The sequence below is a fragment of the Ruthenibacterium lactatiformans genome (assembly GCF_000949455.1).
In the GTDB taxonomy this organism is placed as follows: Bacteria; Bacillota; Clostridia; order Oscillospirales; family Ruminococcaceae; genus Ruthenibacterium; species Ruthenibacterium lactatiformans.
The window spans coordinates 50,940-76,310 of record NZ_JXXK01000019.1 but is presented as its reverse complement, the minus strand read 5'-3'; the positions used below and the strand labels follow the sequence as shown (position 1 = coordinate 76,310).

The window sequence follows — 25,371 nt, the reverse complement described above, 5'->3', positions numbered from 1 at the left end:
AGGCTCCATCTATGGCAACTACAAGAATCATGCCGCTTCATGTTGGCAAGGGGCGCACAGAAAGTCGGGCAATCAGTGACATCATCGACTATGTGGCCAATCCAAAGAAAACAGATAACGGCAGGCTCATTACCGGCTATGCGTGTGATAGCCGGACTGTGGATGCGGAGTTCCTTCTGGCAAAGCGGCAGTACATTGCCGCTACCGGACGAGTGCGCGGCGCGGATGATGTGATCGCCTATCATGTGCGCCAGTCGTTCCGCCCCGGTGAGATCACTCCGGAAGAAGCGAACCGGCTGGGTGTGGAATTTGCCAAGCGTTTTACCAAGGGCAATCATGCCTTTGTGGTCTGCACTCATATAGACAAATCGCACATTCATAATCACATTATCTGGTCATCGGTCAGCTTAGAATATGACCGGAAATTCCGAAACTTTTGGGGCAGCACCAAGGCAGTCCGACAGTTAAGTGACACCATCTGCATCGAAAACGGACTGTCCATTGTGGAGAATCCGAAACCTCACGGAAAGAGCTATAACAAATGGCTGGGCGATCAGGCAAAGCCCTCTCACCGAGAGCTGCTGCGTGTAGCGATTGACAACGCATTATCACAAAGTCCTGCTAATTTTGAGGAGCTGCTGAGGCTGCTGCAAGAGTCCGGCTGTGAGGTATCAAAGCGCGGGAAATCGTATCGCCTGAAGCTCCCCGGTTGGGAGAAAGCCGCCCGAATGGACAGCCTGGGCGAAGGATATGGATTAGATGATTTGCAGGCGGTTCTCTCCAGGAAGAAAGCGCATACCCCACGAAAGAAAATAGTTACACAGGCAGAGACGCAGAAGGTCAATCTGCTGGTGGACATTCAGGCAAAATTGCAGGCAGGAAAAGGTGCTGGCTATGCTCGATGGGCTAAGGTTTTCAATCTGAAACAAATGGCACAGACCATGAATTACCTGTCAGAGAATAACCTGTTGGAGTATGCGATTTTAGAAGAAAAGGCTGCGGCTGCCACGGCACATCACAATGAGCTTTCGGCGCAGATCAAAGCGGCTGAAAAGCGCATGGCAGAGATTGCTGTTCTGCGTACTCACATTGTAAATTATGCCAAGACCCGTGAGGTCTATGTGGCATACCGCAAGGCCGGCTACTCTAAGAAATTCCGGGAAGAACATGAGGAAGAAATTCTGCTCCACCAGGCTGCCAAGAATGCCTTTGATGAAATGGGAGTCAAGAAGCTGCCTAAGGTCAAAGAGTTGCAGACGGAGTATGCGAAATTGCTGGAAGAAAAGAAAAAGACCTATGCCGAGTACCGGCGTTCTCGTGAGGAAATGCGGGAGCTTTTAACTGCAAAGGCCAATGTGGATCGGGTGCTGAAAATGGAGGTAGAACAGGATGTTGAAAAAGAAAAAGACCACGGCCAGCGATAAGCTGGTCCTGGTCAAAAGCGTTCGCAGAACGCGCAGCCACAGAATGAAATTCTGTGTTCAAAGGGGCTTGGGGGCACTGCCCTCAACAAGCAGTTTGTGGCGAAATGGATAGCCACAAGCATTGCTTGCCACAATATGCTGCGCATAAAATGAAAAACTAACGACGGGACGCTTACTGCCTCCTATCGTTAGTTTTCTGTGTTTAAGCGACTTATAAAACCAATCAGCATAATCAAATCGTCATCTGACATCTTTCTCATTCCGTCCAAAGCCTTCTTGATAAGCTGAGGGTTATTTTCCTGTGCATCAAAAAATTGAAGCGGTGTGATTTCAAAATACTCACAGATGTTGAGGAACTGCTTCATAGACGGCATAGAACGCCCAGAGGAAATCGCCTGAATATAGCTTCTGTTCTGCCCTAACTCCATGCTCATCTGATATTCTGAAACACCTTTTTTCAATCGCAATTCTGTGATCCGATTGCGGATAAATTCTTCGTCCATACGCTCACCTCTCTGCTCTTTTAGCATAGCAGAAAGCAATTCTTGATACTTCGTATGTATTGTGTTATAATTTTGTAATATAACCTTTATACGCATTATTATTTGCGTTATTTTTGCTTTATATGCGTAATCAAGGCAGTTATCAAGGGTGATTTGTATGAATCAGTATGCCTGTGCCATTACCGGCCACAGACCAACAAGATTTTGCTTTGGATATAATGAGGAAGATCCTCTATGCCAAAAGCTGAAAGAATGTCTCCTGGAGCAGTTTCGCATACTCCATGACGAGAAATTTGTCCGTACTTTTTTTGTCGGCGGTGCTCTTGGTGTGGATATGTGGGCTGGAGAACAGCTTCTAACATTGAGAGCACAAACAGGATACGAGGATATTAAAATTATCGTTGTAATTCCCTTCATCGGCTATGACTCTAAATGGCCGGATCAGAGTAGACATAGATTGAAAAAGCTGATCCAAAACGCAAACGATTCTATTGTTATTTCACATTCTGCGGATGTTTCCAGTTATAAAAAAGAAATTATTATATGGTCGATCATGCAGAGTACATCATCGGTGTGTTTGATAATCAGAAAAAGCTGCGCTCAGGCACAGCACAGACAGTCAATTATGCCTTACGAAACGGAAAAGCAATCACTCTGATCCATCCAGATACTATGGAAATAACAACCCCTACGACTTAACAAATTCACAAAAATTTTTCATTGGCATTTCCAACAAAATATTTTCATTGAAGGAGTGCTGTGATATAATAAGATATAAAACTACGCTCAGAACAAATGGTGCCGCTATGAACAAATATATTGGACAGCAATTTGCTGCTTTAAGATACGAAAAAAATATTTTGGTTGTTGAAGAAACTACATCCGCTGGTGGATGCGGCTCCTTCAACGCGGCTTCTTCATGTCCTGCGTCAGCCTGTCTTTATGACAGTGCGGCGTGGGGCTTTTTTATTGCCTGAAAGGAGTATGAGAACATGAGTCTGAAATATACCTGCCCCAGCTGTGGAACCCCATTGGGTTATGAGGGATTGTGTTGGAAATGTAAGTGCGAGCAAGAACGGCAAGCTGCTCTGGCCTGGACGCCGGAACAAATTGTCGAAAAACAAAGAAACTTGATACAGAACATCCAGAGGCTGGCTGATATGGAGGACCCAGAGTTCGCCGACTTTTGGCAGCTGCTTGGCTACCATGATGTCATCACCCCAGAGATTCAGCGGATGGCACTGGCCGCAGAGGTGTTTTGGCCCTGTGAGATCTATTATCACGCTCCCGCCGATGTGCGAGATGGTCTGATTCATGCGCTGTTGTCCGCGGAAAATTCCAGCGCGGCCTCCAACCTGATGAGTTGCCTTGCTATGCAAGGAGATGACAAGGCAATGGAGACTCTGCTGGAGCTGGAGCGAAATCCCCGGCCCTGGCGCAAGGGCCTCTATGTAGACCCATCCAGCTATGCGCAGATCGGAGGCTGGACCTTCGACAAGGAGGGCCAGAAAATCCAACTCAACTTCGACACCTGCTATCCTATGGTCAAGGGAACCACTGGCGAGAAATCTCCCGTCTGCATTGGCCGAGAACGGGAAGATACCTGTCCCCACTGCGGCGGACGCATGGTGGATATATTGGTGCTGGACGGCCGGGATGAGCGTCTGAAATTTCTGGGGTTGGATGGTATCCTGACTGCCACCTGCTGCCCCAGCTGCGTGGGATTCCTCAAAGGCCCCGCCTTCAACCGGTTTACCCTGGATGGCGGCGTGGAGGTCTTTCCCTCTGAGCTATTTGACGGCGCGGAGAAGACGGATTGCTATGTCAGTCCCGAGGAGTACAAGGCCCTCACGGAAAATCCCTTTGTGCTGGGCGAAGCGCCTGTGCCCCTGTTTTACGGCGCGGCCTGCCAGGATGTGAATACCATCGGCGGCTTTGCCAACTGGGTTCAGGATGCGGAATATACGACCTGTCCTCACTGCGGTAAGCCCATGAAGTATCTGGCCCAAATCCAGTGGGATACGGTGTTTGACTGTGCGGAGGGCACGCTCTATGTGGAATTCTGTCCAGACTGCCAAATCATATCCATGCAGCATCAGCAGACCTGAGAGGAGACGCTGCTATATGTGTGAGCACTACCGAAACATTCAAACATGGAGAAAATTTGATGCGCCCAAGGACTACCTGGCCTGTATTGCTTATATTCAGCAGTTGGTGGGACAAGGCCAATTTGAACTGATGGCAGAGGAGTCCACCTGCCCGCTGGAGGAGGTAAAGACTGAGGATGGATGGGCAGACGAAATTATGGCTCACATGATTCGGTGCAAGCACTGTGGTCAGATCTTCACCTGTGTGGTCAACACCTGGCGAGGCAGTGGACACTTCAAAAAAGGCAAGGGATAACACAGAAAAGGCGGTGAAACGATGAATCGGACAGAAGAAATAGAGCTGCTGGAGCAACTCGAACAGTGGAATAGCAAGGACGAGTATTCCCAGTGCATCCAGGCCATCGAAGCTATCCCGGAACAGGAGCGGGGCTATTTGCTGACCGTCAAGCTGAGTCGGGCTTACAGCAATCTGGAGGTTCTGGGAGATCATGGAGTGCATGGGACCGACGGTGAAGTGGACGGGGATCTCATCCAGTACGCCATCCGACTGCTGGAGTCCGTTCGCACCCAGGGAGAAAACGACCCTTACTGGAACTCCCGGATGGGCTATTCTTGCCTGATGGCGTACCGCTCCGCAGCCACCGCCTATGAATACGCAAAATGCTGGCTGGCCCTGGCCCCGGATGACCCAGCCGCCCAAAAGCTGGTTCGGGACTGCGAGGAATATCTTGAGGAGGAAAAAGCTCTGGAGCTGGATTTAAAAGAGCGGGAGGAAATCATCCGAAAGGAAACTCCCGATGATGTAAAGGGGGGTATCTGTAAATGAACAGCGAACAGATCACAGCATTTTTACAAGAGCATTGGTACATTGCCTCGGTGCTCATCGGGGCCGTGATTTTGTTTGGAGCGATCCGCAACTGGAACTGGCTCTGCGACCCCACTGGTACGCGGGATGCCCATCGACACAGCAGAGGATACCGGCGTGTGGTTTTCTTTCTGCTGGGTGTCCTCTTGATTGTGGTGAGTATCTGGGGATTTGTGCTGAAATTGAAATAGGAGGAGAAAGACTATGATGACTGAGAAATATCCCACCTGGCTCATCGGCCATGTGAAAGAATGGGCGGAGAAGCGTTTGCCCACCGTGATACTTTGTTCCACCACCGGCAATGAACTGCTGGAGGTTTGGTATTACGGAGATCTGCTCACGGTGAAAGGAGAACCCCAATCCTATATCATAGATAGCGACGAGGCCCCCGGACTGGTGACAGCCCGTGACCCGGAGAGCGGCGAGGAGTTCGTCATCTTTGACGGTGGACGGCATGGCTACGACAATATGTTCTGCGATGAACATGATCCATCCGAGCTGGAGCACCGCCCCCTCAAGCGGTATGAGATCCCCGCCTCCAAGTTGGTGCTGGAGCTGGGGTACAGCGTGGACTATGAGGACGAAAAAGAGAACTTTGAACCGGATGAGGCGGATACCGTGGAACTGATCAACGGTGAACGGATGCCGTGGGAGCAGGCCAAGCGGGACGGCATCGACTATATCGCCCTTTACTATGTGAACGAGAAAGGAAAACCAGTCCAGATCCTGGACGCAGAGCTGGCCTGAGTATACCGCAGCCAGATGACGGGATAAAGGAGGGCGACAGCGTGATCGGGACAGATGAAAACCGGGCGGTGCTCCATGTGGAGGTCATCTTCTGGAGCGGCAAACGAAAAATACCACCCAGCCTGGTCAGCGGAAAGTATTGTCCCCATTTTGTGGTCACAGGAACTACAGAATATTTGGGTGTATGCTTTCTGGACGGAACCGAGTGTACATTTGATACACCAGCTTTGGGAAATGCCCAACCCCTATATCCAGATACCATTGACTATGCCCCGCTGGAAAACAATGCGGAATTTTTGATCTATGAGGGAGCCAATGCCGTTGGCAAGGGCCGGGTGCTGGGCCGAACCGTTCCCTATAAAGTGAAACAACAACGAAAGTAGGTGCCTTATGTACCAAATTGCATATATTGGCCGCTGGGAGACCCTCCCGGAAACGGCTGCCGCCATCTGTGACCATGATACTCCCAAGCTGGAAGCAATGCTCCAAGGCGGTCTGGATTTAGATGTTCCCATCCAGCTCAGCGAATATATCAAGCTGATGCCGCTGGAGATCGCGGTTTTTCGGAATGATGTGCCCATGATTCACTTCCTGCTGGAGCATGGAGCTGATCCCGGTCTGGCAGAGGAACAGCCCCTGCTGCTCACTGCCGCCCGCTGTTGTGGGCCGGAGGTGGTGGCGCTCTTTGCTGGACAGGCCGCAAAACTCAGCCCGAAGCAGAAAGAGCGGGCCTTCCAGGAAGTACGCTGGGGCAAGCGCCCGGAGAATATCCCGGTGCTGGAGCAGGCTGGGATCACAGTGGATAAGTTTGGCGGCGAGGCATTCCGGGCCGCTGTGTCTGAGGGCAATACCAAACTTGCCCAGCTGCTTCTGGAAAAAGGGGCAGACATCAATTACCACAAGCCGGACATGGTGTTCCCTTACGCCTCCACCCCTGTCACCGAGGCCGCCCGCTCCAACAATTTCCCTATGGTGCGCTGGCTCGTGGAACAGGGGGCCGACATCACCATTGCTGACAAATACGGCGACCGGCCTTACACCGTGGCGGTGCAGAACAAAAATCAAGAGCTGGCCGACTACCTGAAAGCTCTGGAGCCGGAGGAATGGCACAACGAGCAGGAAAAGATCCGGCAGCTCATGCCCTACAAGCTGCCCGCCAAGCTGGTGGAATACTTGAAGACCGGCCCCCTACGGCTGGAGTTCCCGGATCAAAAATGGGTGAAGTGGGCGGAGCTCTACTCCTTCATGGATGTGCAGGAGATGACCTGGAAACGGAAGAAGCTGCTCTCCCTGATGGTGCAGATGGATAACTACAGCGACTATCTGTTGCTGTGGAGCCCCAGGGACAAAAAGCTGTGGTATCTGGATATCGAGCATGAGGAATTCCACCCTCTGGCCAAATGGGATGACTTCATCGCAGATCCCGGCCGGTATCTGAACGGGATGATCGAGGGCGAGTTTGAGGAGTAAAGCCATGACATCAATAGACTTTCTGAACAAGGTACATAAAAGCCTGGACTCGCAGGAATATAACCTCTCTTATTCTCCGGCCAAGTCCAAGAATTATATGCTGTACTGCAACGGCAACTTCATCGGTGGCCTGTTCGATGAGGAGCTGTGCTTCGTCTACGCCGACAGTGTGAGTGAACTGCTGGGGCAGCCGGAACCCGTTTGCCACGGCTACTCCAGCACCGCCCAGCACAGGATGCTGGTGATCCCGGAGGAACATTGGGCGAAGGCGCTGAAACTTCTCTATGCCGAGAAATTTGATTGGAGCCGTTTGGTGTACGACATCACATACACCAGCATCGGCGCGGCTGTAGTGGAGGACTTCTACGACGAGAATGTGGTATTCCTGCGCTTCTGCTTTGAAAAGGAACTGCTGAAAAAGAACCCTCTGGACCGGCAGGGCCGTATCCTGCGGATGGTCTATATCAATCAGGATCTGACAGAAGCAGGCAAATATCTATTCCCCAGACTGATGCAGAAGTTCCTCGTTTTTACAGATTGCAAAGGAAAAACCAGTCTGGAAACTATGCTGAAACGGTGGTACACCGCGCTGGAGAAGGAGTACCGCAACCAGATAACAGGAGGATAACATTATGAAGCTGAACTGTAAACGCATTGATTTTACATATACACCCGGCGAGGAAATCTTCAACTTTCCCGGGGAATCGGGACTACCCTTTATCTTCGATGTAGAGGAAGAACTGACCGGCGATCCTGCTGCCATGGATGCGGTGGGAGAAATGCTGGATGAGGCGGAGAAATTGGCGGAGACGGCCAAAGCCGCCATCAAAGCAGCACTGGCGGACGAGGATAGCCGCTACCATAGCGTTGTGACATTTTTCATGGAGTTCCACCGGGACGATGTAGGCCCGGATATTGCGGCGGAACTTTTTCCGGGAACCGACCCATCCAAGCTGTCCTTTGCCGAGATGGTGGACTTTTTGAAGCTCAAGCGGTTCGGCAGTCTGGTGGATGACGAGATGGATCAGCATGTTTTCATTCTGGACCTGTCCTTCAATCCGGAGATTACTGACGAACTGATGGTGACCTACTTTGACTTGAACAAGGAGATTTTCTGTATCACCCATGAGAGCTGAGCGTGACTGACATACACGAGGAAAGGAGCAATCCCTATGAAAGCATTTGACCCCAATTACAAGCTGCTGGACGAGATATATCAAGACGATTACTATCCTGCTTTTTTGGTGGACAAGGTAAAGGACGAACTCCAGAAAGTCATCGACCTGCTGGAGAGCGGCGAAACCGACACCGATGCGGTGCAGGAAACGCTGGACGAGGCGGTCTGCGGCATCAACGATCTTCAGGAGGAATTTGACGAGAACGACAGCGAGATCGAAACGGTGGCGCGGGAATGTATTGCGGCAACCGTGGCCTACATTCTGGAGTGGTTTGGCATCCCCATTGACACTGAGGAGGCCATCCGGGAACGGGACTGGTGAGCCCTATGGCAGAAAAAGAACTGGCCCTTTGTGATGAGTGCGGCAGCCTGTTTTTCAAAGGCTCCTCACAGATGATGGGGCTGTGCCCGGAATGTGCCCATATTCTCTATGGCTACCCGAATTGTGACCATCATTTTCAGGATGGCCGGTGTGTGAACTGCTATTGGGACGGCTCGGAGAGTGTGTACATCAAGAAACTGAATCAACAGGAGGAAACTGATATGCCTACGACCGAATGGCTGAACAAATACGAATCCATCAAGGATAAACTGACCTGCAAAGTTGACTTGGAGGCCCATTTTACAGAAAAAGTGATTGGGAATATGGCGGTGGATGTGCTGGACATCGGCACCGTCCATTTCCCCACCGGGCAAATCTTCGCCTGTGATCCGCTGGTGGAGCTGGAGGACACTCTGCCCTTCCTTCAAACGATCCCCGCCGGAACTTATCCCGTGAAAATCTGCGTGGTGCCCAGCGAACAATACGGCGACCGCTACGCCTGCGTCAAGGTGGAGGTCAGCCGGGAAAAGCCTGTCCGCTATGAGCTGGGCATGGTGGGCAACGAGAATCTGGACGCGGCACTGGGAGATGATGACTACTTCGGTTTCGGCGTAGATGCCGGAATGGGGTGTATTGCAGACATCCAGACCCAGGCGGCTTTCAAAACATACTGGGCCAAGCGGCTGGAGGAGGATCCGGACATCGACCCCTACAACGACCTGTTCTGCGACTTACTGGAGGAAAACGCCCAAGCCCACCCCAAATATCAGGGGGACTGCGGCGACTGGCTCAACTGGACCGTGCCGGACACGGACTGCAACCTGCCCATCTTCTCCTCTGGCTGGGGTGACGGTTACTATCCCGTCTACTTCGGCTATGACGCAAAGGGCGAAGTCTGCGCCGTGTATGTGCGGTTCATCGACATTGAAGCCAGTTACAAAGAGCAGGAATAAGGAGGCGCGCTATGGAATTCCAAAAACGGGCACGAACAGCGGATTGGGAAAACGGTGTCCTAACTTTAGATGGAGAAAAGAAATTTGATATTCCGGAGCTGACCACAGAGATCATGGAGCAGCTGGCCGGTTACACCCTGGTGGGCTTCCATGTGAAAAGCTATCCGGTGACGGATGAACTGCTTGCCCCTTTTGCCGGACATAAAAGCATGGCCAACTTCGGCGTGGAGGACGGTGCGCTCACTGACGCCTGTTTCCCCGTTTTTTCCGCTATGCCCAAGCTGCGTTATCTGCTGCTGGACGGTAACGCCGCCATCCACGGCAGCAGTCTGTCCGCTCTGCAAGGCTGCAAGCTGGACCTTCTGACGCTCAACCGTACCGGGCTGGATGATGCCGGTCTGCTCCAGGCGGCCTCCATCCCCAAGCTCTCCCACATCCAGATCGACCATACCGCCGTTACCTATGAGGGCCTGCTGGCCATCGCTGGCAACAACCGCATCGAGCCAGTGGCCCATGTGCAATTCACCCAGGAGCAGATGGAACACTTCTTCCAGCTCCAGCGGGAAAAGGCCAAAAAGCCCGTCCAGCTGGATGAGCAGGCGGCGGCGGAATGCCGCAGGGTGCTGTCCGCTTTCTTTGCCGAGATGACGCAGTGGGAGCAGTACATGGAGCAGGCCGGGTTTGAAGGTGCTGAGGCAGTGCCCCGCCTGCTGACGATCTGGGAGAAATATGTGAGCGAAAAGCCCCGTCCGGGCTATCGACCTCTGGGCCTCTCATACAGCGCCCAGGGCACCTACAACGGGGAAGAATTCCTTGACGCAGAGCAGATCACCAAAAACAAGCTCTACATCTACACCAGGGAGAAAAACACCGGCTTTGACCGCCGCTTTCTTATGAAGCGTGTGGGCGAAGGCTGGAAGATTGATGCGGTGCAGGAGCGGCTGAACGGCTGGCAGCGCACGGAAGTGTGAGGCATCACATGGCTTGGGAATATGAAACCTTTGGCCCGGACGGTCAATGCAAATTGTTCGGTGTGAACATCTTTGACTACGACTGGCAAACCACCGGCAAGCGGGTAAAAATCAAAGACCCCATCTATCACCAAGACCATACCTTCGAGGTCTGGCAGGTAGAGATTGATGGGCAGATCCACCGCTTTGCTGCTGGAGAGTTCTCCAACTGCGTATGGGGATTTTATTTAGAGAAAGACGGATGAAAGGAGTGTGTGGGCGCATGAGCCGAATCGTCGATAAACCCTACTTTACATACAGTGCATACAACGCCCTGACCTCCGGCATTCAGGTGAAATGCCCCAAGTGCCACGGCGCGGGTGTGGTGACAGCGGATGAGGATAACGCCTATTTCCGCTGTTTGAGTTGCGGCCATCAGGAGACCCGCGACCGGACGATCTACCGCTATGATGTCCATAACCAGTGCAAAAACTGCGGCAGATACTATCGGGTGGATATTGAAGATGAGGCAAAGCAGCAGTTTTCCGTTCTCCATGTGGCCTGTCCCTATTGTGGAACAACCATGTCAGGAGAAGTTCATAAAACAGCGGAGGCGTTTTCATATATTGGCGAAATCAGGGATGGGCGAGAACCTTATTTCAGGTTGGAACTATGGTTTTTGACCTCCTTCCAGGGTAAGTCGGTCTGGGCACTCAACCGGGAACATCTTGCCTATTTGATCGGCTATCTCAGCGCCGACCTGCGGGAAAAGCCGCCGGGAAGAGCGAAAATGACCCAGGCTGACCATCTCCCCACCTTCATGAAAACCGCAAAGAACCGGGAGCGGATCGTGAAGCTGCTGAGGCAAATGCAGGAGAAATGAGGATGGAACAGAAAGTAATTTACAACGGCCAAATTCTTACGCTGACTCACTTTTGGGCAACGGGAGAACCCTGCCTGTGGATTACCGACCCGCAGCAGATCGGGATGCCCAAAATGGAGTTTGTGGGCGGATACCCAAATGAATACTGCATTTTCCTGAAGAATCTGACGGAAACAGAACTGTCACAGATCACATCTCTGGACGGCGCTCCACTGGATGTAAAAGAAGAACGAAACGACATCGAATGAGGAGAACACTATGAAAGACCTTTGCCAATACGGAAACCGACCGGAGGACGAATGGGAAATCTTGCCCTGGATACCCGATCCGCGTCCGCCCTTCAAAATCTGGGTAAAGCCGGAGCAGATCGCGCCATTCTTTCTCATTCCCCACCACCCCTATGCCATCTCCCTTCTGCTGAAGATCAGTGACGGGTTCCGGACAGAAGAATTCTGCCGGCTGGGACTGACCGGCAGCAGCGGAGACTGGGAACGGCTGGTCCGGGGCGTGATCCGGGAGTTTGAGAAAAATAACAGCGGCATGGATCTGTTTCACTTCGACTCCGACGAGGATGTGTTCTGCGTCTATTCCCAATACATCGACGATTTGATGATGCTGGCCAAAATGATCCGGGCGGCCTGTGCTGATGAAAAAACGATGCGGACTTATCTTGGCAAGACCGAGTACATCAAGCTCTTTTGGGAGGGCGCACCGGAGGGAGAACCACCGGTCATCCTCTATGAAGTGGATACCGAAAATGAGCGGCTGGCCCTCCGCTCCATCGACATCTTTGCGAATGGCCGCACCCGTAACATCCCTGACCTTTACGACGGCGCCATCGAGATCACGCCGATCCCCACCGTGGAGGAATTGAACGCCCATGTCTGGGGCGAGGAATTCCACGCCTGCATCATAGAGCAGGCGGAATTTGAGGCCATCTGGGAAAGCCGATTTTATAGCGGAGCGTTTTGAAAAGCGAGGAATGACAATGGTTGAAATCAATCGCGTCTGGCTCAATGTGGATACAGACACCAACAAAATCACACTATTCGGCCGCCCCCGTGTATCCATCCATGTGGATGAGTACATTTGGAGTTTGATAGAGGAACATATCGTGAAGCCCCATAAGCTCATGCGCAGCGAAAAGCACAAGTATCTGCTGAAAATTGCCTTTGGCCGATTTGATCCGGTGCGGCACCAATATTATCCGCTTTCCCCGTATAATGGGCCGCTTCTGGAAGGCGTCAAGCCGGACAGCGCAAACGGATGGTATCCCCGTGAGAATTTTGCAGACACTGAGGATCGCACCACCTGGTTCTCTCCTGATAAAATCTGGACAAACTGCGGCAACAAAGTTCTGGATGTCAATGTTGACGCTGCCAATGTAAGCGAGAGCATCACCCCCAGAGAATACGCAGACTTGCTGTTCGATGGAATCGGGGCAGCATTGGTATTCAACTTCAAAAGGCTCAAGTGCGAGGAGTTTGATGGGCTGAAACCCAAGATTGACTGGAGCGTGGTAGAAAGTTTCCCCTTCCCTGCATCCTTTGAGGAGCAGCAGTACATTGGGGACGAGGGCAAAATTCATGTGTATTCCTGGGATGGCCGACAGGAAACAACCCTTGTAGGTCCTTATTCCGTGCGGGAATTGTATCTGGAACATTTCGGAGAATAGTGAGGTGAGCACATGGCAAAGGGCATTCGTGAACGCCTGCTGGAGCAGGTAGGAAAATTTCATCAGTGGCAGGAAATCACTTATCCCGGAAAAACCACCGAGGAGATCGGCGGTGCATGGGAGGTCGATTACCCTGCGTGGAATGATATATTTGATGCCTTTTGCCATGTGTTGACCCAAATGGATGCAGAAATGGCAGACAGCATTCTGCTGGATGAGATGGTCTATTTAATTGCCAGAGCCAACGAAGCGGAGGGATTTATACAGGAAACCACTTCCCATCCCAAATGGTTTGAGTGCCTCTGCCGCAGGGCCGCAGCCTCCAATGAGAGTGAGGCCAAGTGGCAGTTTGCCGCCTATCTGCCGGAATGCTCATGTAGTCAGGAAGTCAGGGATATAATTCTAGATTTCGCAAAGGACCCCAATGAATATGTGAGCCGGCGGGCGCTTTTGGCGATGCCCGCTCTGCGTCCTGACTGTGTGGAACAGTTCGCTCCGCTGTTCTGGGAGCGCAACTGTTACTCTCCTGAACTTCAGGAATACCAGCGGATCGCCGTTCTGGTCTCACTGGACGCCATCCATTCCGACCTGCTTCCACAATACTTGGAACGGGCCAAGCAGGATGGTCGGAGCTATCTGCTGGAACACGCAAAACGAATCGAAGGAGAACTTACTATGAACGAAAAACTGTCCCGTCCCCAATTCAATCAAATGGATACAACCGAGAAGCAGACACTGATGGAAAGCCTGGCTGCCCGTTATGATATGACCTTTCTCGGTCTACATACTTTTGACCGCTGGGGCCAGAGCTGCACCACCGGCATCTTCAAGAAAGATGGTCGGGAGTTCGTCTTTGTCCCCGGCGATACCGTCACCCTGGGCTGGGAGCAGTTTGCCGAGGGACTGAATCAGGAGAGCCGGGAGGAATTGGAGTATCTGTTCCGGGAATGGGAAATGGAACCGCAGAACCCGGAGGAGATGATTCGGGAAAGCATGGCTCCCGTTCGGCAGGCGGCCATTGGCCCCATGCTGGTGGGCCGGGAACTGGAGGAAATTAACTGGGAGCCAGTCAAAATGGACGATCCCAGGCTGACTGCCCACCCTGACTGGCTGAAGGAATTCCGTGATTTTGCCTGGAGTGACAGCAGCAGTCTTACCTTGCATCAGTCGGCCCGCATTGAGCGGACGGAAAAGGGCTTTCAGATCTGTATCTATAACCGCACAGACTACGATGCGCTTCTTGCCATGCTGGAAAACAGGGGCTTCTCCCTGCCCACGGCGGACGAGTGGGCCTACCTGTGCGGCGGAGGGTGTCGGACCCTGTTCCCATGGGGAGATGGGTTAGACTACTCCATGCGTCTGCGCTGGTTTGAGGATATGGATGAGGATGAGAACCGGCCTTATGACATGGAGGAACCCAACTTCTTCGGCCTGTCCATCGCCTACGATCCCTATATGCGGGAAGTGGTGCAGGCTGATAGGCTTACCACCTGCGGCGGTGACGGCGGATGCAATATCTGCGGTGGGCTGGGCCCATTTCTCGGTTTCCTACCCTGTTCGCCCCACTGTAAGCCAGAAGTGCAGGAGGACAATGAACTAAACGGAGATTATGACTTTTATCGGCCTATCATTCGGTTGGAGAACTATGATTGACAATAGAAGCTTGATACGAAATAAAGAAAGAGAGGTGCCGACATGGGAGCATGGGGCATAAAAGCATTAGAGCGTGACGAAGGGTTGGATGTACTGGACATCCTCAAAAATGAATATGTACCGGAGCATCCGGTAATGGATCTGGGCGAGATGATCGAACTGATGAAAGAGGAAGTCATGCTGGGATCTGACTTCTCACAAATCGACTTCCTCTTTGACAATACTGCGATGGCTCTGGCGGAGCTGTATTTCCAATGGAAGGATAACAGCAAACTGGACTACGATCATGAAGAAGCTATATGGGATAAAGTCACCGGTTTCACAGCATCCAAAGAAGCCCTTGCTTTCCTGCTGCGGCAGCTCACCGACATCAAAAACGAGGTGCCGGACGAGGACGGCATCCGTGAGATTGTGGATCTTTGGAAGAACGAGGACAGCGGTGAGATCGCTCCTGCGTGGTTGGAACACTTGAATCAGCTCATTGATCGACTGGATTCAGAACAGGAGGCACGACAAATGTATAATAAAAATACTGGGGCAACTTTATTGGCGGTTCCGATGACAGTCTGAACCTTGTGGCATTTTTGGAAGACCAGAAGAAAGAGGAGATCCCCCTCAGCGAGATATTTGCCAAGATTGGGCTGGACAAACAAAACTGGGACTTCCGCCAGACCGTGGAGTACCTGGAGTTTACACACTCCGATGGTGTGGAGATGGACTTTCACTTCGCCATTGATGTGGTCACCGACCTGGCCGCCATCCTGCTGGAGTGCAGCGTCAGCGGCAGTGTAAACCTTCAGGATCTGGACGAGTACAACACCCCTGCCCGCCACATCCGCATCACCGTCACGCCAGAGGAGCATGACGCCATGAACAAGGCCCTCGCGGATTTTGCCCATAATCCGCTGGAATATGACCTCAGTGAGATGATGGACAACGAGGAGATCCAGGAGATGGCTCGGGATGTGGAGTCGCTGCGGAAGGAGCTGTACGAGGCCGCTGGCCGCAACCGGGACTACCATGTGAAAGCGGAGGATGTGAAATCTCTGCTCCCTGACTGGGAGGGCGCCGATGGCTGTATCGCCACCAACCGCATTACGGTGGAGGGCTACAAGGTTGGCTACTGCTACCGGGAGAATCCGGACGGCGGCTGGGACAGCGGCTGGCGCTTTACCGCCGGTGACGAGAGCGAGGCGTACATGGACGACCCCAACAATGCCGGGATTTACAAGCTGAACACAATTTGCAACGACGATCCCGACATCATTCCTCTGCTGAACACCCCCGCCCCCTGCGCCTTTGAGCGGGATGAGAACGGCGTGTTCCAGCAGATCAAAGACTGGAAACCAGATGAGGACGAGGAGGACCCGGATATGGATATTTTGAAGCAGTGCCAGAAGTGGCATGAGGAGGACAAACACCAGAAAATCGTTGACGCACTGGAGGCAATCTCTGCCGAGGAGCGTACCCCGGAAATGGATATGGAGCTGGCGCGAGCCTACAACAATCTGGCGGACCCCAGCGAGCCGGAGGGAAAGAAGCTGCTTCACCGGGCGCTGGAACTGATGCAGTCCCACGAGGAGGAACTGGGAGATACTTATTCCTGGAATTTCCGCATGGGGTATGCCTATTATTATCTGGATCAGGAGGGCCGCGCTCTGCGATATTTTGAAAAAGCTCTGGAACTGCATCCTGGTGATGATCCGAAACTCAACACCCGACAGGACATGGAGGAACTGATCGACTCGTGCAAAAAGAGCATTTCTCTGCCGCAATTCTCGGAGTGCTTCCGGGAGCAGACAGAGGACTGGTGGGAAACCTTTGCCGAGATGGAAGCAGAATTGCGCCAGATGATGGATGAGGACAAGGACCACACCCGCGGCGCAGAACTCGTGGCCCAAATGCAGGAAACCCTGAATCTGGTCTTTGACGAGATTTCCTTCGAGATGGGCTTCAATGGCGAGAAGTATGAGCTGATCCTCACCCCGGAGGGCGACAAGGTCAAGCTGTTTGAGCTGGTCTACTTCCAGAAGCACGCCCCCAAGGAGGTGCTGGAGCACTGGAACATCCTTGTAGGCCGTCAGCCCCTCCAGAACATCGGTCTGCGTACCGAAGATGGCTGGGACATCTCCGGGGATGATGTGCAGATCTGGCTGGAGGAGCAGGGTGAAAACAGCTTCGCCATCTCCGCCTACTGCGAAAAGCTGCTGCCTATGCTCCGGGAGGAAGAAGGCCGGGCCTGGTGGATGCTCACCACCCTCACCGATCAGGTGCTGGGTGAGATCCCCCACATGAGATACATAGACAGCTTTGATGTGCTGGAGGAACCCAAGGCAGAGCCGTCCTTCCTCCTGTCCCAGCTGCCCGACAAACTGCGGGAGCAGGGCCTGGAGCTCTCCACCGACCCGGAAGCCTATCTGGAGAGCTACCTTGGTTACAAAATGGAACCCAAACAGGACCCGGACGCCGATTGGCGGCTGGATGTAATGGCCGGTTCCACCTGCTGTGTGCCGCTCATCAACGGCTATCTGAATGCCGACAATGATTTTATGGACGATCTCCATGCCGACGGCGCGGTGGCGGGCTTCTTCTGCTATCCCCTGAATACCCTGCGGGAGGAGGAAGGCAGTCAGAAAATCTTCGACTTCCGGGACAAGCTGGAAGAAGTGTTTGCCACTGATGAAGGATCGGAAGTGCTCACTCTCACCGGCGGGGCAACCGGCCTCTACTGCGGCTATGTGGACTTCATCGCTTGGGACATCCGCACGGCGCTCCAGATGGCAAAGGAGTTCTTCGAGGGCAGCGACATCCCATGGGCCATCTTCCACACCTTCCGCCGTGAAGCAGGTTCTGTACCTCTAAAGCAACAAGATGATGGGCCAGAAACTGAGAATCAGGATGACGAGTTGAACGAGACGCTGACAGGCATGGACTATATTCCTTATACCCAACAGAACGCCGAAGCATTCTTCGCTCAGCTGGAGCAGTGGAACGACGAAGACGAGTACACCCGCTGTATCCAGGCACTCAATGCCATCCCGGAGGATTGGCGAAACTACCGCACCGCCTACGCCCTGGCCCGTGCACTGGAGAACTACGCCATCATCGGGGACCATGACGAAGGCACTTTGAAATCCAAGGGAGACAAAGCCCTCCTGAGGGCCATTGAGGTGCTGGAGTCCGTCCGGGAGGAAGGCCAGGACAAGGCGGAGTGGAATATGCGGATGGCCTATGGCTATCAGTATCTCTATGGTCAGGAGGAAAAGGCCATCCCCTACGCCGAGCGGTGGGCGGAGCTGGACCCCGAGGACGAAAATGCCCCGGCAGTAATTCGGGAGTGTAAGGCGGAGATCCGGAAACGCCAGCGCAGCCGGAAGAAGAAGGCCAAATTCGTGCCCGGTGATACTCCATTTGAGGGCTTCGACCTCACCAACTTCTGGGATGATAATTGGTATGCACTGAAAGAATATGTCAGTGATCCGCCTTCCGATGAGCTGATCGCCAGCGTGGAGGAGGAACTGGGCTACAAGCTGCCCGCCGCCTACATCTGGCTGATGAAGCAGCACAACGGCGGCATTCCGGTGAACACCTGCTATCCCTGCGATGAGCCTACCTGTTGGTCAGATGATCATGTGGCCATCACCGGCATTTTCGGAATCGGACGGGAAAAGAGCTGCTCCCTCTGTGGAGAGCTTGGCAGCCAGTTTATGATCGCTGAGTGGGAGTATCCTGCCATCGGTGTGGCCATCTGCGACTGTCCAAGCGCCGGACACGATATGATTTTCCTGGACTACCGGGCTTGCGGCCCTCAGGGAGAGCCTGCGGTAGTCCATGTGGATCAGGAAAATGACTATAAAATTACCCATCTGGCAGACAGCTTTGAGGAATTTATCCGCGGACTGGAGCATGAATCCCTCTATGATCCGGATGAAGATGCAGAGGATCTTGAAGATGACGCCGACGAGGAGGAAACCGACCATAAGGGTTCCTTTGCCGGATCTGTGCTCCTCTCCAAAGCAGAGTGGGACAAGGAGCAGTTGATTCGAGATCTGCGGGAAGAATGGGGTATCGTAGATGAGGAGCCGGATGAGGGCGACGAAGATGTTGAGAACAGCGATGACGCTGTGGTAATGCGGGTCGGCAATATGATGCTGATTGTGACACTATTCCACGGTCACATCCCGGACAATGAAGCAGAGATCAACGCAGAAAACAACTATATGTGGCCAGAGGCCGTAGAAGTGGCCAAAGCGCACAAGGCCCATATCATGGTGGCTGTGTTGGGCGAGGAGGAAAAACTGCTGGAACGAGGTAAGCTGTTCACCAAGGCGATGGCAGTGTGCTGCAAGCAGAAATACGCCACCGGTGTCTACACCAGCGGCGTGGTATTTGAGCCTCGTTTCTATGAGGGCCTTGCCGATATGCTCAAAAAGGACGAACTGCCCATCTTCAACTGGGTTTGGTTCGGCCTGTACCGGAGCGAGGGGGGCCTAAACGGCTACACCTACGGCATGGATGTGTTTGGCAAGGAGGAAATGGAGGTGTTGAACACCGACGCTGAGCCGGAGGAACTACGGGACTTTTTGGCAAGCCTTGCCTCCTATGTGCTGGCGTGTGATGTGACGCTGCAAGACGGCGAGACCATCGGTTTTTCTGCGGACGATAAGCACACCATCACCCGCAGCCCCGGTGTCTCTCTGCCAGAGGAACAGATGACCCTGAAGATCGGTTACGAGCCTATAAAGGGAGATCCGGAGGATGACGATGACAGCATAGGAATGGATGATGTTTCCTATCATATTGAGAACCTTGAGGAGAAGGAGCTTCCCATTGACCCCATCAACGCCTACAACCACATGGCGATTTATTTGCGCTGGTGCATGGAGCATGACCTGATGGGCGGGAAATTCCTGGCGGAGCATGGCGAAGTGGTAAATCAGGTCAAAGCCGATCCAGGCAACACAGACCTACGAACATTCATCCGGGAGGAGCTGTTCGGCTGTCTATTCTCGGCTCTGTTCAATCAGAAAGGCCGTGCCTTTGCCCATTATTACTATGGAGAAATTGATGCGCCCTATTATCCTGCCGACATTGATGACTATGCCCTGAAATATTTTGGTCCGTCCCGATACCACTCCAATGAATTTCAACAGGAGGCATACTTATTCATCCCCTTTGACGAGGACTACTATCAGGCTATGGCAGAGGTAATTGAGGAACGCTTCACCAACTGGCAGGGACAGGACTTTGACGAGGATACGCTGGAGCCTTCCGAGGTGGCGCAGGCCATTATGGAGTATCTGGACTGTGAGTGTACCTATTTCCCGTCTATGGCAGATGATGATCCCATCATGTCAGCATACAGCTACGCCCGGCGGCTGGGGGTACGGGAGGGCTTTGTTCCCGTACTTATCCAGGCGGATGATGAAACGCAGTTGGAGTGTCTGGTGATGAACGCTGACCCGGAGCATGATGCGGACTTCTATGAATTTGACCTCAAAACCGTGGAGGAGTATCGAAAGAAGATGCTCTCCGCTCCCATCAAGGACGGAAAGGCGATTTTGGAGGAATTGACCGGTCAGCGCAAGGAAGAAGCCGAGGACGATGATCTGGACTGGGATGAGGAAGTCCTGGGCGAGATGGAGGGCGGAGAACCCAACGACCGCTTCGCAAACTATTGGAACGATGATACCGGAATGACATATCCGCTCATTCTGGCTAAAATTCCGGTAAAGAACCCCTGGGAGATCTTCGCCTACCTGCCCTTTGGAAATTGGAATGAGTGTCCCGACACACCGGACCTGATGGCAGTGGCGAAATACTGGTTCGAGCAACATGGTGCCATCCCTGCCGCCATGAGCCACGATGAATTGGAGTTTGAACTTCCAACTCCGATTTCCAAGGAAAGAGCTATGGAGGTGGCTGTGGAGCAATATGGTTTCTGCCCAGATCTGGATCAGAATGAGGATGGAAGCATTGGCTCCTTGGCAGCTGTCCTGTGGCAGTCCACCGTCTGGTATTTCTGGTGGGATTGATGGGAGGTGCGACCAATGACAGAATATCAAAAAACCTATATCGAACTAAAAAACAGTTTGTTGCGACCAATGAAGGTCCGGACAGTGTCCGCGCTCTATATACCTTCAAGGAAGAACTTGAGCAGAGTGAGGATCAGCAGGCCAAGGAAGTGCTGGTGGATGTGTATGATCTACTGGACTTCAAGAAGGATGCCTATGAACTGCTCTGCCAAATCGGAAATCGTTCCGATAAAAAGACCCTCAAGCGGCTGGGCACGCTGAAGGACTATGCGGAAAACTGGGGCAATCATTATGCTCTCCCCAAGCCCAAAACGCCGGAGGAAAAGCAGAAAGAGAAGGAACGGCAGGCCCAGCTGGGCCTGCCCGCCTTCCGGTATCACCCAAACCCTCTGGAAACTGGGGCTTTTGAGGAATCCGCAGACGGCGTTGTCTGCGACTGCTGTGGCAAGACGACCCATATTTTCTATACCAATCCGTTCTTTTCAGTGGAGGATATTGCATATCTGTGCCCAGAGTGCATCGCCAACGGCGAAGCAGCCCGGAAATATGACGGTAGTTTTCAAGATGATTTCTCTGTGGACGATGGTGTAGACGATCCGGAGAAGCTGGACGAGCTGATCCACCGCACCCCCGGCTACTCCGGCTGGCAGCAGGAATACTGGCGCGCCCACTGCGGCGACTACTGCGCCTACCTGGGCCATGTGGGTGCCAGAGAACTGCGGGCCCTGGGTGTGCTGGAGGAGGTACTGGACGATCCGATGTGGGACGATGAGCAAAAAGAAATGATCCGGGAATCTGTCAATGGCGGGCATCTGCAATGCTATCTGTTCCAGTGCCTCCACTGCGGAAAACACCTGGTCTGGATGGATTTTGATTGAAAAGGAGACATTACTATGGGACTTGACATCTACGCCGGGACGCTGACCCGGTACTATTCTCACAACTGGAAAACTGTTGTGCAGCAGTGGGCGGAGGAAAACGGATACTCTTTCAACCGCATCACCCCGGACGGGGAACCTGCTGATAACGAGGAAGAAATGTCCCCGGCTGAGGTCCAGGCGGCGGTGGAGAACTGGCGGGATCAGATCTTGAGCGCCATTTCTCAGCCGGGCCAGCCCCCCTACGCTCCCTGGCTTGAAGATAATGAGAAACCTTATTACACCGACAAGCCGGATTGGGATGCCTTCGGCGCTATGCTGCTGGTGGCCGCCTGTCGTACATACGAGGAACCGGTGCCTTCCACCGTGGAGAAGGACTGGATCTTCGGGGAGCATCCTCTGGTCGCCCGCCTTGCATCAGATGAGGAGCGGGTGTGGTCCCTGTTTCGTGGGGCTACCTGGTGGCTCCCTCTTTCTGACAGCTTTCTGTTCCAAGGGTCCTTGCCTACCGATGACACCGCCGCTATCGCCACCTTGGGCGGACTGCGGAAGGAGCTGGAAAAGCTGAACCAGCTGGCGTGGCAGGCCGATGAGGACACTATCCTTGGCTGGGCAGACACGGAGGGATACCCGGTAGACGGAACCGTAGACTCAGATGGACAGTACAGCAAGGCAGACATCCCGGAACACACCCAGTATGACACTCAATCCCTTGCCAAGTTTGCCTTCTCCATGTTCTGGCGGGCCATGCGGTTTGCCGAGGAGCAGCAGGTGCCTATCCTGCTTGACTATTAAAGAGAATTCGTCAGGGGGTGGAGACCGTGGAACAAAAACGGCCGGCAGATATAATTCAGGAACTTCTGGACTACCTGTGGAACGGCCTGGGCCTGGAGGAAAAGGGCTGGAAGCGTCTGAAAAAGGGCGACTTCAAAAAGAAAATGAAAAACGGGCTGACCTATCAGATCTGGTTTGACCGGAGCCGCTACAACTACATAGACTACGAAATCGGCCATGGGAATGTGGAGGTGGGCTTCAGCTGTATCATAAAGCAGGGAGATGACTACCTCTACTCTTTCAGAATTGAACCCACAACAGGCGGTTCATTCTTTCGGATGCTGACAGAGGACCTGCGGCTGAACACCGGGCTGCTGGACACCTTTCTGCCCCTGGTCAAAGCCAACTACCTCGACTTCATCGACCGCTTCGAGGCAGACCCCGTGGAGGCATTACAGCCGGTCTGCGCCCCCTTCACCGAGGCGGAGGACTACAGCTGGTTCATCTATGTGCGGGAGCAGATGGTGGAACGGTACGGAACGGCGGAGCAGATGGAGGAGTACCGCCGTCAGGCGGAATTGCGCGGAACGCCTGGACACAAGGCAAAGAACTGGATGGGTTCGATGTTGTTCCACCTCTCCCACGCCAATGATGTGGATCAAGCCTGGGCCTCAAGCCGCACCAGAGAGGAACTGGACCAGGTGGTGGAACCCTTTGTGCAGGCCAAGCGGCAGACAGGACAGTGGACACAGGAGGATGAGGCGGGCTATCAGCTCTACCGGCAGGAAACAGATCCGAAGAAGCGCACCTTTCGGGTATGGTATCTCATCGCCAACCCCCGCGGCCTGCCGAAAGAGTTTGTCCAGAAAGAGCTGGAGTTTCGGTGGAAACTGTTCCCAGAAAAGAAGGAGGAACCCAAATGAGCAATAAAGCTTTCCAGCAAAATCTGGACGACAAAAAAGGCCCCCAGCCCGGAGGTCCCTATCTCATTCAGATGCTGTTCAAAGAGCCGGTAGAAATGCCGGATAAAGAAAAAATGACTGCCATAATGGAGAAGCACATCGGATCAACAGAGTGCTTCTGTTATGATAAGAAAATGGCCGGCTTTGCCGCCCTGGATCATGTCGCGGAATTTCAGGACGGCAAGTACCCGGTACAGCTGATGGTGATGAAATGCGACAAGTTCAAGGGCAAAGGCTTTGATGCCTTTCTGATGAGCCAGATGTGGGACTGCCAGGAGGACCGTGACCGGATCTTCCGGGAGTGCAAATATCAGGTGGTGGCCACCGATATGCTGACTGCGGCGCTTCCAGCGCTGGAGCGTGCCAACCTGGATGCCGACTTTCTGGAGGCTCTGGCAGAGCTGTACCCCACCTGTGAGGCGTTCTATTTCCAGAACTGCGGCAAGCTGTTTCTGGCAGAGGATGTGCGCTCCCATCAGATTGAGGGGCCGGATCGGTTCATCCGCTTTGGCGTCAATGTCCGTTTCTTCAACATCGAGGGCACGGAGGATATGCTCATCGACACGGTGGGCATGAGCACCCTGTTTTTGCCGGATCTCCAGTACCACTTCCACGGCATGGACCCCAACTGGGTGGTAAACCACGCCTATAATGCAGCGTCCTATATTCTGGAGCATGATAACCCCATTCAGGATGGGGAAACCATAGACGGCGTGGCGGATAGCCAGATGTGCCGGGAGGTCCAGTGGAAGTGCCAGTATGAGGACTCCCTGATCCAGCCGCCCAGAGGGGTGCTGGACATCAACATGGGAAACTATGCTTCGGGAGGACGCTGAATGAATGGCGTTGTGCTCCTGGCAGGCGGACTTCTGCTTGTGGCGGTGATCAAGCTGATTATAGATCGAAATTGGATCGGCCTGCTTCTCTGTGCTGTCGCCCTGCTTCTGGTCTTTGGGGCTGGACACCATACAAAATAGGCCATTTTAAGAATCGAGGAGGTGAAGTATGCAGAATTCAACAAATATGCGGATACTGGAATTACTCCGGTTTCTCTATGAGAGGACCGATGAAAACCATCCCGCCACAGTATCTGACATCATTGCCCATCTGAATGGAAAAGGAATTCAGGCAGTGCGGCAGACTGTTTACGCAGATACCAATGCGCTGATCGATGCAGGGATTGATATTGTGGTGGTCAAGAGTACCCAAAACCAATATTTTATGGGAAGCCGACCGTTTGAGTATCCTGAACTGAAAATGCTGACAGACGCAGTAGCATCCTCGAAGATCATTTCTGCCAAGAAATCCGAGGAACTGGTACAGAAATTATGCCGTCTGACCAGCACACATCAGGCAGAACAGCTTCAAAAATTTGCTGCTTTATCCAGCCGTGTCAAACCGCATAATGAAAAGGTTTACTATATCATTGATAATATCCAAACAGCGATTGGAAACCATCAGCAAATTCGGTTCCAATACTATGAATATACTCAGGAAAAAAGAAAATCTTAAAGCACGATGGATATTATTATGTCGTAAATCCCTATGCGCTTGAATGGAAAAATGACCATTACTATTTGATTGGATTTTCTCTGAAGCATCAGAAAATTGCTCACTTCCGTGTAGATCGGCTAACAAGTGTAGAAAATCTGGAAACTTACTTTATGCCGATAGAGGGATTTGATGTAGCCTCCTATACAAATAAAATGGTTGATATGTTTACATCGGAGTCATCGAAGGAAGTAACCCTTCTATGTGAAAACGAATTGATGAGAGTAATCATAGATCATTATGGAGAAGATGCTGCTGTTGATAGGTATGATGATACACACTTCACAGCCAAAATTGAAGTGAACCCCAGTGGAACTTTTTATGGCTGGATATTCAAATTCAAAGGGAAAATAAAAATTCTCTCTCCCAAAGAGTGCATTACGGAAATGCAGCAAATCGCTCAGGAATTTATATAGCGCAAAAGAGGTGTTATTGATTTTT

The 25,371-nt window shown here is 52.7% G+C and carries 28 protein-coding genes and 2 pseudogenes; 29 read left to right on the top strand and 1 reads right to left on the bottom strand.

Features of this window, described 5'->3' with window-relative positions:
* Positions 1–11 precede the first annotated feature (11 nt).
* Positions 12–1,424 carry a relaxase/mobilization nuclease domain-containing protein gene (locus tag TQ39_RS12960; RefSeq protein WP_069955743.1) on the top strand — a complete coding sequence of 471 codons (1,413 nt, stop codon included), beginning with the start codon at positions 12–14 and terminating at the stop codon, positions 1,422–1,424.
* A 188-nt stretch (positions 1,425–1,612) separates the two neighbouring features.
* Here the strand turns inward: TQ39_RS12960 and TQ39_RS12955 are convergent, their stop codons facing one another.
* On the bottom strand, positions 1,613–1,954 hold the full coding sequence (locus tag TQ39_RS12955; RefSeq protein WP_008723376.1) for a helix-turn-helix domain-containing protein: 342 nt from the start codon (positions 1,952–1,954) through the stop codon (positions 1,613–1,615).
* Positions 1,955–2,084: 130 nt separating this feature from the next.
* Between TQ39_RS12955 and TQ39_RS12950 the strand changes: the two genes are divergently transcribed.
* From TQ39_RS12950 to TQ39_RS12825, 28 genes and pseudogenes are all read left to right on the top strand, one after another.
* Positions 2,085–2,585, top strand: coding sequence for an SLOG family protein (locus TQ39_RS12950; RefSeq protein WP_242853498.1), 501 nt, complete (start codon positions 2,085–2,087; stop codon positions 2,583–2,585).
* Positions 2,586–2,733: 148 nt separating this feature from the next.
* Positions 2,734–2,904: a hypothetical protein gene (locus tag TQ39_RS21270; RefSeq protein ID WP_008723379.1), complete on the top strand. Its 171-nt coding sequence runs from the start codon at positions 2,734–2,736 to the stop codon at positions 2,902–2,904.
* Positions 2,905–2,919: 15 nt separating this feature from the next.
* The gene (locus TQ39_RS12945) at positions 2,920–4,035 is read left to right on the top strand and encodes a hypothetical protein (protein ID WP_008982524.1); all 1,116 of its coding nucleotides are present in this window, start codon (positions 2,920–2,922) and stop codon (positions 4,033–4,035) included.
* Between the two features lie 16 nt (positions 4,036–4,051).
* On the top strand, positions 4,052–4,330 hold the full coding sequence (locus TQ39_RS12940; RefSeq protein ID WP_015563520.1) for a hypothetical protein: 279 nt from the start codon (positions 4,052–4,054) through the stop codon (positions 4,328–4,330).
* Between the two features lie 21 nt (positions 4,331–4,351).
* Positions 4,352–4,861, top strand: a complete 510-nt coding sequence (locus tag TQ39_RS12935) for a hypothetical protein (protein WP_050005813.1) — start codon at positions 4,352–4,354, stop codon at positions 4,859–4,861.
* Positions 4,858–5,091: an immunity 17 family protein gene (locus TQ39_RS12930; protein WP_006773021.1), complete on the top strand. Its 234-nt coding sequence runs from the start codon at positions 4,858–4,860 to the stop codon at positions 5,089–5,091. The genes TQ39_RS12935 and TQ39_RS12930 overlap by 4 nt, the downstream gene beginning before the upstream one ends.
* 13 nt (positions 5,092–5,104) lie before the next feature.
* Positions 5,105–5,647: a hypothetical protein gene (locus TQ39_RS12925; RefSeq protein ID WP_050005812.1), complete on the top strand. Its 543-nt coding sequence runs from the start codon at positions 5,105–5,107 to the stop codon at positions 5,645–5,647.
* A 41-nt stretch (positions 5,648–5,688) separates the two neighbouring features.
* Entirely contained in the window at positions 5,689–6,030 is a 342-nt protein-coding gene (locus TQ39_RS12920; protein ID WP_006773019.1) for a hypothetical protein, read from the top strand.
* Positions 6,031–6,037: 7 nt separating this feature from the next.
* Positions 6,038–7,117: an ankyrin repeat domain-containing protein gene (locus tag TQ39_RS12915; RefSeq protein WP_050005811.1), complete on the top strand. Its 1,080-nt coding sequence runs from the start codon at positions 6,038–6,040 to the stop codon at positions 7,115–7,117.
* A 4-nt stretch (positions 7,118–7,121) separates the two neighbouring features.
* Positions 7,122–7,745, top strand: a complete 624-nt coding sequence (locus TQ39_RS12910) for a hypothetical protein (protein WP_008982531.1) — start codon at positions 7,122–7,124, stop codon at positions 7,743–7,745.
* Positions 7,746–7,749: 4 nt separating this feature from the next.
* On the top strand, positions 7,750–8,253 hold the full coding sequence (locus tag TQ39_RS12905; RefSeq protein ID WP_050005810.1) for a DUF2004 domain-containing protein: 504 nt from the start codon (positions 7,750–7,752) through the stop codon (positions 8,251–8,253).
* A gap of 36 nt (positions 8,254–8,289) precedes the next feature.
* On the top strand, positions 8,290–8,616 hold the full coding sequence (locus tag TQ39_RS12900) for a DUF5713 family protein (protein WP_050005809.1): 327 nt from the start codon (positions 8,290–8,292) through the stop codon (positions 8,614–8,616).
* A gap of 5 nt (positions 8,617–8,621) precedes the next feature.
* Positions 8,622–9,569, top strand: coding sequence for a DUF4241 domain-containing protein (locus tag TQ39_RS12895; protein ID WP_050005808.1), 948 nt, complete (start codon positions 8,622–8,624; stop codon positions 9,567–9,569).
* Between the two features lie 11 nt (positions 9,570–9,580).
* The gene (locus TQ39_RS12890) at positions 9,581–10,540 is read left to right on the top strand and encodes an NTF2 fold immunity protein (RefSeq protein WP_050005807.1); all 960 of its coding nucleotides are present in this window, start codon (positions 9,581–9,583) and stop codon (positions 10,538–10,540) included.
* An 8-nt stretch (positions 10,541–10,548) separates the two neighbouring features.
* Positions 10,549–10,785 carry a hypothetical protein gene (locus tag TQ39_RS12885; protein WP_002576922.1) on the top strand — a complete coding sequence of 79 codons (237 nt, stop codon included), beginning with the start codon at positions 10,549–10,551 and terminating at the stop codon, positions 10,783–10,785.
* 17 nt (positions 10,786–10,802) lie between these two features.
* Positions 10,803–11,402, top strand: a complete 600-nt coding sequence (locus TQ39_RS12880; protein WP_050005806.1) for a hypothetical protein — start codon at positions 10,803–10,805, stop codon at positions 11,400–11,402.
* Positions 11,403–11,404: 2 nt separating this feature from the next.
* The gene (locus tag TQ39_RS12875; protein ID WP_173015261.1) at positions 11,405–11,650 is read left to right on the top strand and encodes a hypothetical protein; all 246 of its coding nucleotides are present in this window, start codon (positions 11,405–11,407) and stop codon (positions 11,648–11,650) included.
* A gap of 10 nt (positions 11,651–11,660) precedes the next feature.
* Entirely contained in the window at positions 11,661–12,374 is a 714-nt protein-coding gene (locus TQ39_RS22075) for an immunity 51 family protein (protein ID WP_050005804.1), read from the top strand.
* A gap of 16 nt (positions 12,375–12,390) precedes the next feature.
* Positions 12,391–13,077 carry a hypothetical protein gene (locus TQ39_RS12865; RefSeq protein WP_020989793.1) on the top strand — a complete coding sequence of 229 codons (687 nt, stop codon included), beginning with the start codon at positions 12,391–12,393 and terminating at the stop codon, positions 13,075–13,077.
* A gap of 675 nt (positions 13,078–13,752) precedes the next feature.
* Complete coding sequence (locus TQ39_RS22070) at positions 13,753–14,730, top strand: hypothetical protein (RefSeq protein WP_040649815.1); 978 nt, start codon at positions 13,753–13,755, stop codon at positions 14,728–14,730.
* A gap of 42 nt (positions 14,731–14,772) precedes the next feature.
* A complete protein-coding gene (locus TQ39_RS12855) occupies positions 14,773–15,300 on the top strand; it encodes a DUF4259 domain-containing protein (RefSeq protein WP_050005803.1) in 528 nt (175 codons plus the stop codon).
* Between the two features lie 5 nt (positions 15,301–15,305).
* Positions 15,306–20,765: an immunity protein Imm33 domain-containing protein gene (locus TQ39_RS12850; protein ID WP_082052250.1), complete on the top strand. Its 5,460-nt coding sequence runs from the start codon at positions 15,306–15,308 to the stop codon at positions 20,763–20,765.
* A gap of 15 nt (positions 20,766–20,780) precedes the next feature.
* Positions 20,781–21,643 (top strand): annotated as a pseudogene (locus tag TQ39_RS12845) (CbrC family protein).
* A gap of 15 nt (positions 21,644–21,658) precedes the next feature.
* Positions 21,659–22,438, top strand: coding sequence for a hypothetical protein (locus tag TQ39_RS12840; protein WP_002576912.1), 780 nt, complete (start codon positions 21,659–21,661; stop codon positions 22,436–22,438).
* Between the two features lie 17 nt (positions 22,439–22,455).
* Positions 22,456–23,340: a hypothetical protein gene (locus TQ39_RS12835; RefSeq protein WP_008982543.1), complete on the top strand. Its 885-nt coding sequence runs from the start codon at positions 22,456–22,458 to the stop codon at positions 23,338–23,340.
* Positions 23,337–24,215: a DUF4261 domain-containing protein gene (locus TQ39_RS12830; protein WP_007862355.1), complete on the top strand. Its 879-nt coding sequence runs from the start codon at positions 23,337–23,339 to the stop codon at positions 24,213–24,215. Before TQ39_RS12835 ends, TQ39_RS12830 begins: the two co-directional genes overlap by 4 nt.
* Positions 24,216–24,356 carry a hypothetical protein gene (locus TQ39_RS21265; RefSeq protein ID WP_007862354.1) on the top strand — a complete coding sequence of 47 codons (141 nt, stop codon included), beginning with the start codon at positions 24,216–24,218 and terminating at the stop codon, positions 24,354–24,356. It abuts the gene before it with no gap.
* A 28-nt stretch (positions 24,357–24,384) separates the two neighbouring features.
* Positions 24,385–25,346, top strand: a pseudogene (locus tag TQ39_RS12825) (helix-turn-helix transcriptional regulator).
* The last annotated feature ends 25 nt before the right edge of the window (positions 25,347–25,371 follow it).

Coding starts and splice junctions, on each gene's coding strand:
- TQ39_RS12960 (WP_069955743.1), top strand. CDS start 12: ATGGCAACTACAAGAATCATGCCGCTTCATGTTGGCAAGGGGCGCACA.
- TQ39_RS12955 (WP_008723376.1), bottom strand. CDS start 1,954: ATGCTAAAAGAGCAGAGAGGTGAGCGTATGGACGAAGAATTTATCCGC.
- TQ39_RS12950 (WP_242853498.1), top strand. CDS start 2,085: ATGAATCAGTATGCCTGTGCCATTACCGGCCACAGACCAACAAGATTT.
- TQ39_RS21270 (WP_008723379.1), top strand. CDS start 2,734: ATGAACAAATATATTGGACAGCAATTTGCTGCTTTAAGATACGAAAAA.
- TQ39_RS12945 (WP_008982524.1), top strand. CDS start 2,920: ATGAGTCTGAAATATACCTGCCCCAGCTGTGGAACCCCATTGGGTTAT.
- TQ39_RS12940 (WP_015563520.1), top strand. CDS start 4,052: ATGTGTGAGCACTACCGAAACATTCAAACATGGAGAAAATTTGATGCG.
- TQ39_RS12935 (WP_050005813.1), top strand. CDS start 4,352: ATGAATCGGACAGAAGAAATAGAGCTGCTGGAGCAACTCGAACAGTGG.
- TQ39_RS12930 (WP_006773021.1), top strand. CDS start 4,858: ATGAACAGCGAACAGATCACAGCATTTTTACAAGAGCATTGGTACATT.
- TQ39_RS12925 (WP_050005812.1), top strand. CDS start 5,105: ATGATGACTGAGAAATATCCCACCTGGCTCATCGGCCATGTGAAAGAA.
- TQ39_RS12915 (WP_050005811.1), top strand. CDS start 6,038: ATGTACCAAATTGCATATATTGGCCGCTGGGAGACCCTCCCGGAAACG.
- TQ39_RS12910 (WP_008982531.1), top strand. CDS start 7,122: ATGACATCAATAGACTTTCTGAACAAGGTACATAAAAGCCTGGACTCG.
- TQ39_RS12905 (WP_050005810.1), top strand. CDS start 7,750: ATGAAGCTGAACTGTAAACGCATTGATTTTACATATACACCCGGCGAG.
- TQ39_RS12900 (WP_050005809.1), top strand. CDS start 8,290: ATGAAAGCATTTGACCCCAATTACAAGCTGCTGGACGAGATATATCAA.
- TQ39_RS12895 (WP_050005808.1), top strand. CDS start 8,622: ATGGCAGAAAAAGAACTGGCCCTTTGTGATGAGTGCGGCAGCCTGTTT.
- TQ39_RS12890 (WP_050005807.1), top strand. CDS start 9,581: ATGGAATTCCAAAAACGGGCACGAACAGCGGATTGGGAAAACGGTGTC.
- TQ39_RS12885 (WP_002576922.1), top strand. CDS start 10,549: ATGGCTTGGGAATATGAAACCTTTGGCCCGGACGGTCAATGCAAATTG.
- TQ39_RS12880 (WP_050005806.1), top strand. CDS start 10,803: ATGAGCCGAATCGTCGATAAACCCTACTTTACATACAGTGCATACAAC.
- TQ39_RS12875 (WP_173015261.1), top strand. CDS start 11,405: ATGGAACAGAAAGTAATTTACAACGGCCAAATTCTTACGCTGACTCAC.
- TQ39_RS22075 (WP_050005804.1), top strand. CDS start 11,661: ATGAAAGACCTTTGCCAATACGGAAACCGACCGGAGGACGAATGGGAA.
- TQ39_RS12865 (WP_020989793.1), top strand. CDS start 12,391: ATGGTTGAAATCAATCGCGTCTGGCTCAATGTGGATACAGACACCAAC.
- TQ39_RS22070 (WP_040649815.1), top strand. CDS start 13,753: ATGAACGAAAAACTGTCCCGTCCCCAATTCAATCAAATGGATACAACC.
- TQ39_RS12855 (WP_050005803.1), top strand. CDS start 14,773: ATGGGAGCATGGGGCATAAAAGCATTAGAGCGTGACGAAGGGTTGGAT.
- TQ39_RS12840 (WP_002576912.1), top strand. CDS start 21,659: ATGGGACTTGACATCTACGCCGGGACGCTGACCCGGTACTATTCTCAC.
- TQ39_RS12830 (WP_007862355.1), top strand. CDS start 23,337: ATGAGCAATAAAGCTTTCCAGCAAAATCTGGACGACAAAAAAGGCCCC.
- TQ39_RS21265 (WP_007862354.1), top strand. CDS start 24,216: ATGAATGGCGTTGTGCTCCTGGCAGGCGGACTTCTGCTTGTGGCGGTG.